At 59.2% G+C, this 13,032-nt stretch carries 9 protein-coding genes; 6 read left to right on the forward strand and 3 right to left on the reverse strand.

The features are described from left to right. Positions 1-155 precede the first annotated feature (155 nt). Together EOS_RS23145 and EOS_RS45710 are read left to right on the forward strand one after the other, a co-directional pair. Positions 156-2,288 (forward strand): putative bifunctional diguanylate cyclase/phosphodiesterase, encoded by a 2,133-nt coding sequence (locus EOS_RS23145; protein WP_047849048.1) that lies wholly within the window; start codon positions 156-158, stop codon positions 2,286-2,288. A gap of 7 nt (positions 2,289-2,295) precedes the next feature. Continuing rightward, positions 2,296-2,709, forward strand: coding sequence for a GFA family protein (locus EOS_RS45710; RefSeq protein ID WP_082163490.1), 414 nt, complete (start codon positions 2,296-2,298; stop codon positions 2,707-2,709). A 24-nt stretch (positions 2,710-2,733) separates the two neighbouring features. On the opposite strand, the gene EOS_RS23150 is transcribed toward EOS_RS45710, so the two are convergent. Beyond that, the gene (locus tag EOS_RS23150; protein WP_047849049.1) at positions 2,734-4,311 is read right to left on the reverse strand and encodes an ABC transporter substrate-binding protein; all 1,578 of its coding nucleotides are present in this window, start codon (positions 4,309-4,311) and stop codon (positions 2,734-2,736) included. Positions 4,312-4,391: 80 nt separating this feature from the next. Continuing rightward, positions 4,392-5,492 (reverse strand): porin, encoded by a 1,101-nt coding sequence (locus EOS_RS23155; protein ID WP_235442932.1) that lies wholly within the window; start codon positions 5,490-5,492, stop codon positions 4,392-4,394. Between the two features lie 313 nt (positions 5,493-5,805). On the opposite strand from EOS_RS23155, the gene EOS_RS23160 reads away from it, so the two are divergent. Beyond that, positions 5,806-6,660, forward strand: coding sequence for a class II glutamine amidotransferase (locus EOS_RS23160; protein WP_047849051.1), 855 nt, complete (start codon positions 5,806-5,808; stop codon positions 6,658-6,660). Between the two features lie 256 nt (positions 6,661-6,916). Here the strand turns inward: EOS_RS23160 and EOS_RS23165 are convergent, their stop codons facing one another. Continuing rightward, positions 6,917-7,366, reverse strand: coding sequence for an ester cyclase (locus EOS_RS23165; protein WP_047849052.1), 450 nt, complete (start codon positions 7,364-7,366; stop codon positions 6,917-6,919). Positions 7,367-8,443: 1,077 nt separating this feature from the next. Here EOS_RS23165 and EOS_RS23175 point away from each other — a divergent pair. The 3 genes from EOS_RS23175 to EOS_RS23185 are packed head-to-tail and all read left to right on the forward strand — an operon-like array spanning position 8,444 to position 12,803. Then, a complete protein-coding gene (locus EOS_RS23175) occupies positions 8,444-9,991 on the forward strand; it encodes a cytochrome ubiquinol oxidase subunit I (protein WP_235442933.1) in 1,548 nt (515 codons plus the stop codon). Between the two features lie 16 nt (positions 9,992-10,007). Further along, a complete protein-coding gene (gene cydB / locus EOS_RS23180) occupies positions 10,008-10,994 on the forward strand; it encodes a cytochrome d ubiquinol oxidase subunit II (RefSeq protein WP_047849054.1) in 987 nt (328 codons plus the stop codon). Between the two features lie 24 nt (positions 10,995-11,018). Further along, positions 11,019-12,803, forward strand: a complete 1,785-nt coding sequence (locus tag EOS_RS23185; protein ID WP_235442934.1) for a thiamine pyrophosphate-dependent enzyme — start codon at positions 11,019-11,021, stop codon at positions 12,801-12,803. The last annotated feature ends 229 nt before the right edge of the window (positions 12,804-13,032 follow it).

Below are 13,032 nucleotides of genomic sequence, written 5' to 3' on the forward strand. Positions count from 1 at the left end.
TTGCTCAGGCTCTCATGGACGCTTCTTTTTTGCGTCCCAGGCATCTGTTTTACGTGGGAGGCTAAGGCTCGACAATCATCTTATGCTCACGCTGTAGTGCGCGGGCGCGGTGGGAGAGATCCACGTAGTTTGGATCAACACTTATGGAATACCCCATGCTTGCAGGTAGCTACAACAGTTTGCTCGTCTTGTTCTCGCTGCTCGTAGCGATTCTGGCCTCGTATACCGGGTTGGACATGGCGGGACGCATTTCTACCTCACAGGGACGTGCTGCCTTTGGGTGGCTGGTGGGCGGCGCGTGCGCCATGGGCACGGGCATCTGGTCGATGCACTTTGTCGGCATGCTTGCCTTCAGCTTGCCGATTTCGCTCGGCTATGATCTCGCGATCACCGTGCTCTCGCTTCTGATCGCGATCGCATCCTCGGCGTTCGCGCTGTGGCTTGTGGGCCAGAACGAGTTGCCTGTGTCGCGATTGATCTGTGGCGCTGTATTAATGGGCGCCGGGGTCGCCGGCATGCACTATACGGGCATGGCTGCGTTGCGCATGACACCCGGAATCCGCTACATCCCGCCGCTTTTTATCCTGTCTGTCGTCATCGCGATTCTCGCGTCGGGCGCGGCGCTGTGGATTGCATTCCGTCTGCGCCGCCATTCACCTCTTGTCCGGCCGATGCGTGCAGGCGCTGCGGTGGTGATGGGCCTGGCCATTGTCGCGATGCATTACACCGGGATGGCGGCAGCGCAGTTTCCGCTGGGGAGCGTTTGCGGTGCTGTGCATGAGGGAGTGAACGCGGGATGGCTTGCGCTTGTGATCATTGTTGCCACGCTGGCGGTACTCGGCATCGCACTGATCATTTCAGTACTTGACCTGCGGCTGGAGGCACGCACCGCCATATTGGCGGTCTCACTCGCTGAGGCCAACCGGGAATTGACCTATCTGGCGTTACATGATGCCCTCACCAAGCTTCCCAATCGCGTGCTGCTGGAAGACCGGCTCGATCGGGCGATCCAGAGCGCCGATCGCGAACATGGCCGCTTTGCCCTGATGTTCATGGACCTGGACGGCTTCAAGGCGGTCAACGACGCCTGCGGCCATCACGTCGGCGACCTGTTGCTAGTCGAAGTCGCGCAACGCATCGGGGTGACCGTTCGATCACAGGACACTATCGCTCGTGTGGGCGGAGACGAATTCGTGCTGCTTGCAGAGGTAGTCGAACCAGCGGATGCGGCGACGCTCGCCGACAAAGTATTGGCCGTTATTCGAGAGCCCTTTCAGCTTGCCGGCCGCGAGTTGCGCGTGTCGACAAGCATTGGCATTGCGATGTACCCCGGCAACGGCTCTCATCGGGCTGACCTGCTGATCAATGCGGATGCCGCGATGTATCACGCGAAGGCGCTAGGACGCAATACTTACTGTTTCTTCGAAGCCTCGATGAACGCCAATGTGCATGAGCAGTTACAGCTCGTGCAAGATCTCCTCGCGGCCGTTGGTCGAGGGCAACTGGTTCTGCAATATCAACCGAAGTTCACTGCACCCAACGGGCCGGCAATCGGCGTGGAAGCGCTGGTGCGTTGGCGGCATCCCACTCGCGGGCTGATTGCACCGGACCAGTTCATCCCCCTGGCGGAGAAAACCGGCTTGATCTTGCCAATCGGTGAATGGGTATTGGACGAGGCTTGCCGGCAGATCGCGGCGTGGCGCAACACAGGCCTCCAAGACCTGACCATGGCGGTCAACCTGTCAGCATTGCAATTCAGACATGCGAGTTTGATTCGAATTGTCCGGGAGACTTTGGCGCGCCACGCACTGGAACCGAGCTGCCTGATGCTCGAGATCACCGAGTCCACGGCAATGCACGATGTCGATGCGAGTCTGCGAATCCTGGAGCAACTGCACGATATGGGCGTGCGTATTTCCATCGACGATTTTGGCACCGGTTATTCAAGTCTTCTGTACCTGAAACGGCTACCGGCGAGCGAGCTGAAGATCGACCGTGGGTTTATCCGCGACCTCGCTCGCGACACAGAAGACGCAGCGATTGTTTCGGCAATTGTGGCACTGGGTCAGACGCTCAATCTGAATATTGTCGCGGAAGGTGTGGAGACACAGGCACAACAAGAGTTCCTGACCCGTCTTGGTTGCGATTCGCTGCAAGGTTTCCTGCTCGGCCATCCGATGTCGGCAGATGATTTGATTGATGCACTATCGCTGGATGGGGTAAGAGGAGGTCGGCCTGCTAACGAGGCCGGTATGGGGATGGCGCCTGTTGTGGGGCAGGTGGGTTGATTCGGCGATGCTAGGCGGTGGCGCGATCCAACCGGGTAAAGCCGAAACGGGTCACCGACGCCGTGCCAATACCTGGACGAGCGTCGTAGTACCACAAAATCATTGGGCCTCGGGCGAAAGCCTGTTACGCAGCTTCGAGTCTTCTCCCGGCAAGCTACGCTATTTTTGCTCGGGATGTGGCACGCATCTCATTGCTGAGCGTCCCGAGCAAGCACACGTCATTCTCCGAGTTCAAACACTTGATGAGGATCCTGGAGTCACGCCCGCGATGCATATCTGGATTTCGCACGACCAGCCTCGGCACCAGTCCGAGCAGGCGGGCGACAAGGAATTTCAGCACAAGCGGTCTCCAGAGAAAAACGCACGCAAGTCTCCACTGACGGCCGTGCAACTGCACGACCGTCATCCGGTGAAAGAGTGATGCGGGAAGGTTTGCCGGACGCGACTACCGGATCGACACGGACCCGAAGTTCACGCGGCCGAACGGACTGACGTGATAGCCATCCACATTCGGGCGCGTGATCGCGGCCACCAGCGGATGCGCAAGCGGAATCCAGAGCGCCTGATCGTGCGCGATCTTCTGGGCGCGCTCGTAGTCCTGCGCACGAACCGATGCAGTGCTGGTCGCCTTGCCGCTCGCGATCGACGCATCCAGCGACGCATCGCAGTAACGCTGGAAGTTGGTGCCGCCCTTCACCGCGTCGCACGAGAACAGCGGCGACAGGAAGTTGTCCGGATCGCCGTTGTCGCCGGCCCACCCCATGAACAGCAGGTCGTATTGCCCTTGCTTGATTTCATGAAGCAGCTCGCCCCACTCCAGCGTCTTGATCTGAGCGTCGATGCCTACCTTGGTGAGGTCAGCCTGAAGCAGTTCGGCGCCCACCTTCGGATTCGGATTGAGCGTGCTGCCGGTCGAGCGGGTCCAGATCGTCAGACTTAGTCCGTTCGCCATGCCCGCCTGGGCCAGCAGCTTTTTCGCGAGCACGGGGTCGTACGCATAGCCGGTCTTCGCCTCCGTGCTGCTGGGATACGGACTCGTCGCCGGGACTGCGCTGGTGCCGAACAACGTCTTCACGTACGTATTGCGATCGAAGGCGAGGTTGATGGCGCGGCGCACCGCCGGATTATCGAGGCCGTGACGCTGCGTATTGAGTGCGACGAACGCGGTCATAAAACCGGGCACGTCGAGCACTTTCAGCGACGGGTCCTTGCGCGCCGACGCGACGTCGTCCGGTTTCGGTGCGAGCGCGATGTCGCATTCGCCTGCCTTGACCCGTTGTGCCCGCACGGTCGGATCGGGCGTGATCGCGTAGATCAGTCCATCGACCTTGAGTTTCGGTCCCCAGTAGTCCGGGTTCACTGCGTAACGGATCGTCGCGTCCGGGCGATAGCTCTTCAGGATGAACGGGCCGGTCGATACCGGTTTGGCGTTCAGGTCTGCGATCGCGTTGGTCTTCAGCAGTTGCGCCAGATATTCGCTCGAATAGATCGACGCGAAACTCATCGTCAGGATCGGCAGGAAGGTGGCGTCCGGACGGTTGAGGACGATGCGAACTGTCAGCGGATCGACCTTGTCGACCGACTTGATCAGCTTCGGGATCTGCATCGACTGCACGTTCGGCATCACGATCGTCGGCAACGCCTTGCGCCATGCGTTGTCCGGATTCAGCATCCGGTCGAACGTGGCGATCACGTCGTCGGCATCGAAGGTCCGGGTCGGCTTGAAGTAATCGGTCGTCTGGAAGTGGACGTTGGGACGCAGATGGAACGTGTACACCGCGCCGGACTCACTGACGTCCCAACTCTGCGCGAGCGCCGGCTGCACAGTGCCGGTCACATCGTCGTACGCGACGAGCCCGTTGAAAATGACGTCGGCGGACGCATTCGTGATGGTCAGCGTGCTGTAACGTACCGGATCGAATCCTTCCGGGCTAGCTTCGGTGCAGACAACCAGCGGCTTCGCAAAGGCGCTCGCAAGCGGTAAAACCATGAGCAACGCAATAGCGGAGAATCGCAATTTCATTGGATGTTTCTCGTTTGAATTAGCCTCGACCGCGGCACGCGGGTCGGCGGCCGAGGCCCGGTACAGGTTCAATCAGAAGTTTAGAAGTTGTGGGCGATGCCGACGCGCAAGGCGGTTTGCGTCTGTGTGCTCGACGGAGTGAACGCATAGCCGATCACCGCATTCACGCCGCTCGATGCGCGAAGGTAGCCCGCCGACGCGTAGATCCGCGTACTCTTCGACAGACTCTCGTAGAGACCGATCGACAGCTCGTTCCAGTGATGATGTTCGAAGGTCGTGTACTGGTAGCCCGAGCGGAGCGCCAACGCAGGCGAGAACTGATACGCGCTGCCGGCTTCATACACATGCATGAAAGACGACACCTTGCCATCGGCCGACGTGACCTTGGTCAGGGTCGTGTTGGCCTTGATCGTGAGCTTGTCGAAGCTATAGCTCGCGCCGATCCCGCCCGTATCGAGGTGGCTCACGGTCAGTCCGGTGCTCGAATACAGCGACGTGAGCTGGCCCGTCGAGCTGCTGACTTTGGCGGTCGTGGTGCCAAGGAACGACGACAAGCCGAGCGCGTTGTATGGATCGATCGTCGTGCTGTTCAGCTGCGAGTAAGCCGCTGCCGCACTGAATGCGCCCGTCGCGTAAAGCACGCCGGCACTCCACGCGGAACCGGTGTGAAAGCTGCCGGCCGTATTGCTGAACGAATACATCCCGCCCGCGCTCAGGCCGTTGAAACTCTTGCTTGCGAACTTGACCGAATTGATCATCGTGTCGCCGCTCATGCGGTCCAGGTCGCCGAGGTGGATCGCGTACCCGTCGCCGTCCTGGCTGATGTTATAGCGGGACGTGTAGTCGTTAATGAAGTCGTATTGCCTGCCGAGCGTCAGCGTGCCGAACGAGTTGCTCAGGCCGACCAGCGCGGTCTTTCCGAACATGTAGGCGCTGCTGGGCTTCGAACTGCCGTCGTTCACGCGAAAGCCCGAGCGAAGGTCGAATATGGCTTGCGTGCCCCCGCCAAGATCCTCTACGCCACGCAGCCCCCAGTAGTTGCTGTACACGACGCCGCTGTCCATCTTGTATTCGTGTTGCCCTCCCGTGTTCGTTATATAGGTCACCCCGTTGTCCATCCGCCCATAGAGCGTCACGCTGTTGTCCGCTTGCGCCGCCGATGTTGCCAGCATCGCAGTCATTCCCAAAGCTCCAAACCCGAAAAAGAATCTTGATTTCATGTGCGGTGTTTTTAATGTTGGATCCCATAGAAGCCAGACCGAAACCAATGAGATGCAGCAATGCGCCGCACACCGGGTTCGGAGCTGCATTCCCGTTCATCGGGGAACGGAATCACTGTATCGCGGGGTGGGTAGAAGAAAAAACTAAAGCCCTTCGTTCCGATCGATCAATTTGAAATAACGTTCTATATTGGCTGGTAATTAATATAGATAGCATCTACCTGATGCAGCGAACAAAGTAGTTAATTCTTACCACTAATTACATGCCTTGCCTATGTGCCAGCTCCTTGCTCTTAGTTGCGCTGAACCGACCGATGTGACCTTTTCCTTCACGGGATTTGCGGCTCGAGGCGGTCTGACCGATCACCACGTGGACGGATGGGGAATCGCGTTTTATGAGGAGCGGGCATGCCGGCTATTCATCGACGACAAACCTGCTTGCCAATCCCCCATGGCGGAGTTCGTGAAGCGTTATCCGATCAAATCGCGCAATGTCATCGCGCACATCCGCAAGGCCACGCAGGGCGGTGCGAGTGCTGAGAATTGCCATCCGTTCATGCGCGAACATAACGGACAGCAATGGGTGTTCGCACATAACGGCGATCTGCGGGAGCGAAACTGGTGGGTGCCTGGCCCTTACGCACCGGTGGGAACAACCGATAGTGAATCGGCCTTTTGCACGATTATGAATGTGATCCACGAGCGTGGCGTCGGTCGGGATACCACGCCGGACGAGCTGTTCGACGTAGTCGAGGACATGACTCGCAACCTGAATCGCTATGGAATTTTCAACTTCCTGCTGTCGAATGGACAGTCGCAGTTTGCCTACTGCTCCACGCGGCTGGCTTATGTCATGCGCCGCTGGCCGTTCTCAAGCGCGAGACTTGTCGATGCCGATATGTCGGTCGACTTCTCCGCTTATGCGACCTCGGAAGACTGCACGGCAGTGATCGCGACGACACCACTCACCGATGAAGCATGGACCACGTGCCAGCCGGGTGATCTGCTCATGTTTCGCGAAGGCTCCCTCGTCAGACGCGCACACGTCCCAGTGCCGCCCCAGGTACTTGCTACCGCGCGATATGCGCCGTCCGAGACATCGGGCGCACCGGTTGTCTCGATGGGGTGAATGGCAGTTGCGCCTTGGTGGCTGCCGATGACGTTACGGCGGATCTATAGTGGGTCGACTACGCCAGTTTATCGTCGGACCGGGGCCGACCAGGAAACGACGGCCGACGCTGTCGCTTCGAATGGCTGTTCTTGGCCACAGGGTTGACCTTCGCGGTTGGCGTCACGGGCTACAACGGGCAGGGGTATACCCGGCCCGTTGTAGCGTTAGATGCACATGGCGTTGCGCAAACATATCGGACGGATCGTGCCTTCGATCACGCTGTTTTGATGAGTCCGAGTTGCTGCAGAGCGGTCACGCCGTCGTCCAGGCCGATTTCTTCAACGATCCTGCCGTCTTTTAGCTGGAGCACAGTCGTGCCAGTGAACCGCATTTTCCGTCCGGTCGCAGCCGGCAACGATCCAATGAGGAAATCGCTGAATGCCGGACCGGCATGCGTGCCGCCACGTTCCCAACGACCGACTACATAGTCCCCCTCGGCGATGAGATCAGTGGTGCCCCAGAAGTTGAGATCCGGGAATGCTTCGCGGAAATCGGTCATGAATGCCTTGATGTCCTCGCGGCCACGGCGCGGCTCGTGCAGCGAGTAGCGCAGAAGCATGCCAGGAGCGGCAAGCTCGTCGACGATTTCGAGATTGCAGGTCTTGCCCCAGAAATCGGTGAACCAGCGGCCCACGATGGCCTTGTTGTCATCTTCCTTGGACATGGTGAATTCCTCATTGACTGTGGTTGAAAGAGAGATGCACGATCGCCCCTCTCTGCCTGAACAATATTGGCGCGAGCAGTCAGCAGCCCCCCGTTTCTTGCTGCAATACTCGAAGAACCGCCATGCGGCTTGTGATGACTATGGTCACTATGGCGTGCCGTTCGTAGGCAACCGCGCCAGCGGTCAAAGGCGACAAAACCGCATAACTGTGCGCGTTAAGCGTGGCTCTACGTTCATCGCAATTGAACAGCAAGAAACGGAGTGCCCGTACCGATCTGCTGCGCTAGCTTGGGCATTCGATCCCGCACTAGCCGAGGTCGGCGGACAACGCGCGGCGCGTCCGAACCACACTTATCTCGCAGGCGCCCGACATGCCAATTCTTTCATCGTCATCGCGCTCGCCTGCCTTTCATCGACTGGAGTTCGACCATGTTGCCATTTCTCTCGCTTCACGCTCTTGCAGCACAACGCGGCGACGGACTGCGCCCTGAACTTCTCGCCTTGTTCGAACGCCATGTCAGATTGGAGACTGGTCTGGTTGCCATCATCGAACCTGTCGAAACGGAACTCCCCTCCCAAGCGGTAGACGTTGTTCCGAAAGTCCCTGTGGCGCCGTGCGGAGCCGATGAGTCTTCGGCGGAGGTCTCATGCCGCTGCGAAAACGGACAGCGGGAAGCGAGTTCTGGGTGACTCAAACGGGTCGACTTCGGCTGTTCATCATCGGACGGGGCTCGGCCAACGCCGGCTGGTCGAAGACACTAGGTAAGCTGCTAACGATCGAAGAAGTTCTTTAGTGCAGCGCTTCTAGGTAAGCCTACCCGGTGACAGTTGCGTAGCTGTCAGGCCGACAGCAAGAAGCGGATAGGGCCATTCGGCGCTTTGATCAAGCGTCCGCAGAAACAACGTATGACGTTGTGCTCGGCCGAGACATTGCATGTCTATGTAATCCGAGGCACGTCTAGGTGCCTGTCTTCGTTGCTCGATAAGCGTCCAGCGCCAATAGTCTAGCTGGGCTGATTCCAGATTCATGTAATAGCCGCCCTTCGCCCCGGCAACTATCATCAAGCACCTGGAAGCATGACCCGTTCAATTCAGTCTCTACGGCTTGGTGATTGCACTGCGGACCTCGATGTGCCCGCGGACCTGATGAACGTCCTGCCGGGCAATTCACGGCAACCGATTCAGCAACTCGTCTTGGTTGCGCAATCCAACCTCTGTCGCCAGGGGAGCGATATGGACACCACTGCGCTCATGTTGTCGCGATTGCAATTCGCCTTCACCGTATCGTTTCACATCATCTTTCCGTCTTTCACCATCGGACTGGCGGCGTGGCTGACGGTACTGGAAGCGCTGTATCTGATTACCGGGCGGCCCACGTACCGCTGCGTCTTCGACTTCTGGCTGAAGATCTTCGGGATCGCCTTCGGCATGGGCGTGGTCTCCGGAATCGTGCTGGCTTTCGAGTTCGGCACGAACTGGAGCGAACTGTCGCGCCTTTCGGGGCCGATCCAGGGACCGCTGCTGTCCTATGAGACCTTTACGGCTTTCATGCTGGAGGCGTCGTTCTTCGGCGTGCTGCTGTTCGGCAAGAACAGGGTGAAGCCGGGACTCTATCTCTTCTCGACGGCGATGGTCGCGCTCGGCACGACGCTCTCGGCGTTCTGGATCATGGTGAACAACAGCTGGATGCAATATCCGGTGGGCTACACGATCCAGAACGGTGTCTACGTGCCGGACGACTGGCTAAAGATCATCTTCAGCCCGGTTGTCTGGGTGCGGTTTCCTCATATGCTGCTCGCGGCTTATGTCACCGGCGCGTTCTGTGTCGCGGCTACAGGTGCGTGGTACTCGCTGCGCGGAATGTGTCGTGCCGAAGCCCGCGTGATGCTGCGGATGGGTCTTTTTCTCGCCGCTATCCTCGTGCCAGTTCAACTGCTGTTCGGACATCTGGTCGGCGATTATGTGCACCGCTATCAGCCCATCAAGTTTGCAGCGATCGAAGCACGTTGGCACGACGAACAACTCGCATCCGAAGTCCTGCTTGCCTGGCCCGATGCAGCGCACGAAAAGAACGACTATGCGATTTCGGTGCCGGTGCTCGGTAGCCTGATTTCATCGATGACACTCGATTCGAAAGAGGTCGGCCTCGCTGATTTTCCGCGCAGCGAGCGTTCGCCGATCGTCATTCCGTTCTTTGCATTCCGGGTCATGGTGGGGTGCGGTCTCCTCATGCTGCTCGTCGCCTGGGGCGGGACCTTGCTGTCGCTCAAGGAGCGCCTGCTGCAGCGGCGCGCGTTGCTGTGGACGGTATTTCTGTGCTTTCCACTGCCGTTCATCGCGACGCTCACCGGCTGGTTTACCGCGGAGGTGGGACGGCAACCCTGGACTGTCTATGGGGTGCTGCGCACGGCTGATGCGATTACGCCGTTCCTGACGCCGCGCGCGGCAGCGGGTTCGCTGCTGGTCTTCTGCGTGACCTATGTCTTCATCTTTGCCTTTGGCACGTTCTACATTTACAGGCTGCTCAAAGGGGGACCTACCGAAGACCCGCTGCACACGCTGCCTGCTGCCTCACCGAGCCGTCCGCTTTCGGCAGCGGCGGATCTGCCGTCGACGGTCAAATGATCCAGGAGATGTGCAAATGATCCTCTACTGGTCGCTGATACTCGCCCTCAGCATGTTGCTGTACGTGTTGCTCGACGGTTTCGACCTCGGAGTCGGCATGCTCTTCGGCCTGACCCGGGACGAAACACGCCGGCGTCATATGCTGGCCGCCGTATCGCCGCTGTGGGACGGCAACGAGACCTGGCTGATCGTAGCCGGCGTGGTGTTGTGGGGCGCATTTTCGCAGGCTTACTCGTTGCTGGTCTCCGCGTTCTATGTGCCCGTGGTCCTGATGCTCGCCGGCCTGGTCTTTCGCGGCGTCGCCTTCGAGTTCCGTGGCAGCGCTCGTCGTACGCGGGCGATCTGGAACGTTGGCTTCGTGGTGGGTTCGGTCGTCGCTGCGTTCATGCAGGGTGCAATGGTCGGCGCGCTCGTCAAAGGGTTGCCGATTGTCGACGGGCGTTTCAGCGGCGATGTCATGACGTGGTGCAGTTCTTTCTCGATGCTATGCGGTGTGGCGTTATGCGCCGGCTATGCTTTGCTCGGTGCGAGCTGGGTCATCAAGAAATGCGAGGCAGACGCGCGCGACGCTGCGTATCGTGCGATTGCGCCGTTGCTTCTGGTGGTGCTTGTTCTGCTGATCGTGTTGTTCTTTCATGCACTTCATGAAAACCTCGCGATCATGCACCGCTGGCTCGACCGTCCGTATCTTTTTCTTGTGCCCTTGGTCGCGCTCTGTGCAATCGCAGGCACCCTGACCGGCGTCAGACGGCACCGCGACAACCAGCCGTTTCTCATGATCGTGGTGCTGTTCATCTGCGCTTACGCGATGCTGGCGATTTCTTTCTGGCCGTACATGGTCCCGTTCTCGCTCACGATCGCCCAGGCGGCGGGGCCGCATACAAGCCTCGTTTTCATGTTCTGGGGCGAGGGGTTGTTCGTCTACCCGTTGATGCTGATGTACACGGTCTACAGCTATAACGTGTTCAAAGGGAAGGTCGACCTGACTTCGGGTCACTACTGATGAACGCCGTGCTTACCAAATGTAGTGGGCTCGATTCGGGTTGCGCGTCACAAGGGTGGTCGGTCACTTCATGAACAGGGTACCTTCAGGAGAGCAGACATGAGCAAGAAAGTTGCTGAAATTATTGTAGACACACTCGCCGCGGCGGGCGTAAAGCACTGCTACGGGATCGTGGGCGACACGCTGAATCTCATCGCCCACCACGTTAACGAGAGCGACATCGAGTGGATCCATGTGCGCCACGAGGAGGCGGGAGCGTTCGCCGCCGAAGGCGAAGCCATGATAACCGGCAACCTGACGGCTGTCGCCGGAAGCTGCGGCCCTGGCAGCCTTCACTTCATTAACGGGTTGGTGGACGCCAACCGTAATCGGGCTCCGGTTATCCTGATCGCAACCCAGGTAGCGAGCGAGGAAATCGGCTTTAACTTCCCGCAGGAGGTCGACTTCAAGGCGATCTACGGATCGTGCAGCGTGTTCTGCGACATGATCATTACGCCGGAGCAGGCGCGACGCAAGACGGTGATTGCCTGTCAGACCGCCATTGCAAAGGGTGGCGTCGCCGTGCTGATCGTTCCGGTCGACATCGCCCATGCCAATGCGAGCGATGACGCCCCGTATTCGGTCCACACGAATGTGCCGATGGTCCGGCCGAGTGACGCAGACCTCGACCGTGTCGCTGACATCCTCAATTCAGGCGAGAAGATCACGATCTATGGGGGTTCGGGATGTCGTGGTGCCCACGCCGAAATCCTGGCCGTTGCCGAGCGGCTCAAGGCGCCCATTGCACACACGTCCCGCGCCAAGGACGCGCTTGAACACGACAACCCGTACAACGTCGGCATGACCGGCATTATCGGCGGCGAAGCGGGCTATCTGGCGGTATCCGAATGCGAGACCTTGCTGATGCTTGGCGCCGACTTTGCGTGGCGGCAGTTCTACCCGGATAAGGCCAAGATCGTTCAGATCGACCTCGCACCCGATCATCTCGGGCGCCGGCATCCGGTCACGTTAGGGCTGGTTGGAGATATCAAGTCCACGATGGAGGCGTTGCTGCCGCGCCTTAAGCCGCGCACGTCAACCGAGTTCCGCGACAAGCTCGTCCAACGGCATGCCGCTGCGCTGGAAACCCACCGTTCCAAAGCGGTCCCGTCGAGCCGCGGGACGATTCCCCCCATCTATCTGACCGAGCTGATCAACCGGCATGCGGCGAGCGATGCACTCTTCTGCGCCGACGATGGGACGCCCACTGTTTGGCTTTATCGGCACATCGAGACTAACGGAAAACGTCGGGTGTTTTCGAGCCTGCTACACGGCACGATGGCGGCGGCCCTGCCGATGTCATTGGGGCTGCAGAAGTGCCAGCCTGGACGCCAGGTGATTTCCATGTCCGGCGACGGTGGTCTCGCCATGCTGTTCGGTGAGCTCATGACAGTCGTGCAGGAGAAGCTGCCAATCAAGGTGGTCGTATTCGACAACGGCAAGCTTGGATTTATCGACATCGAGCAGAAGTCCGAAGGCATGCTCCCACTCTATACGGGCCTGCAAAACCCGGACTTCGGCAAGGTCGCCGAGGTGATCGGATTATGGGGGCGCACGGTGTCGAAATCCGATGAGCTCGAAGATGCGGTCGTCGCATGGCTGAATGAGCCCGGCCCCGCACTTCTGAACGTCAAGGTCGATACGATGACACTCGTGATGCCGCCGAAGATCGAGTTGGGGTCTGCGTACGGAATGATCCTGTATTCCGCCAAAGCCATGTTGCAAGGGCAATCCGCCGACGTGTTCGCCATGATCCGCGAAAATTTATAGGACTTGCCGGGTTAAGCGGGGCGGAGCGGCGTGCCGACGACGAACGCGGCGGAGGTGTTCGTCTGGATAGGCCGTGACGTCTGCAGGCTTGCGGACGGACCTCGTGAATGTCCGCTTTCTCGGCGCATGGGCAACCGAATTGCGGCTTGCCCAACCCTCGAACGATTCGCGACGATACCCTCGGTCCTCGTTCGTACTCAAGCGCGCCATCAACGGGCGTTCCATACGA

The sequence above is a fragment of the Caballeronia mineralivorans PML1(12) genome (assembly GCF_001028175.1).
GTDB classification, from domain to species: domain Bacteria; phylum Pseudomonadota; class Gammaproteobacteria; order Burkholderiales; family Burkholderiaceae; genus Caballeronia; species Caballeronia mineralivorans.

Excerpts from the sequence above, each read along its gene's own strand:
- EOS_RS23145 (WP_047849048.1), top strand. The coding sequence starts at position 156 with ATGCTTGCAGGTAGCTACAACAGTTTGCTCGTCTTGTTCTCGCTGCTC.
- EOS_RS45710 (WP_082163490.1), top strand. The coding sequence starts at position 2,296 with ATGCTAGGCGGTGGCGCGATCCAACCGGGTAAAGCCGAAACGGGTCAC.
- EOS_RS23150 (WP_047849049.1), bottom strand. The coding sequence starts at position 4,311 with ATGAAATTGCGATTCTCCGCTATTGCGTTGCTCATGGTTTTACCGCTT.
- EOS_RS23155 (WP_235442932.1), bottom strand. The coding sequence starts at position 5,492 with ATGACTGCGATGCTGGCAACATCGGCGGCGCAAGCGGACAACAGCGTG.
- EOS_RS23160 (WP_047849051.1), top strand. The coding sequence starts at position 5,806 with ATGTGCCAGCTCCTTGCTCTTAGTTGCGCTGAACCGACCGATGTGACC.
- EOS_RS23165 (WP_047849052.1), bottom strand. The coding sequence starts at position 7,366 with ATGTCCAAGGAAGATGACAACAAGGCCATCGTGGGCCGCTGGTTCACC.
- EOS_RS23175 (WP_235442933.1), top strand. The coding sequence starts at position 8,444 with ATGACCCGTTCAATTCAGTCTCTACGGCTTGGTGATTGCACTGCGGAC.
- cydB (WP_047849054.1), top strand. The coding sequence starts at position 10,008 with ATGATCCTCTACTGGTCGCTGATACTCGCCCTCAGCATGTTGCTGTAC.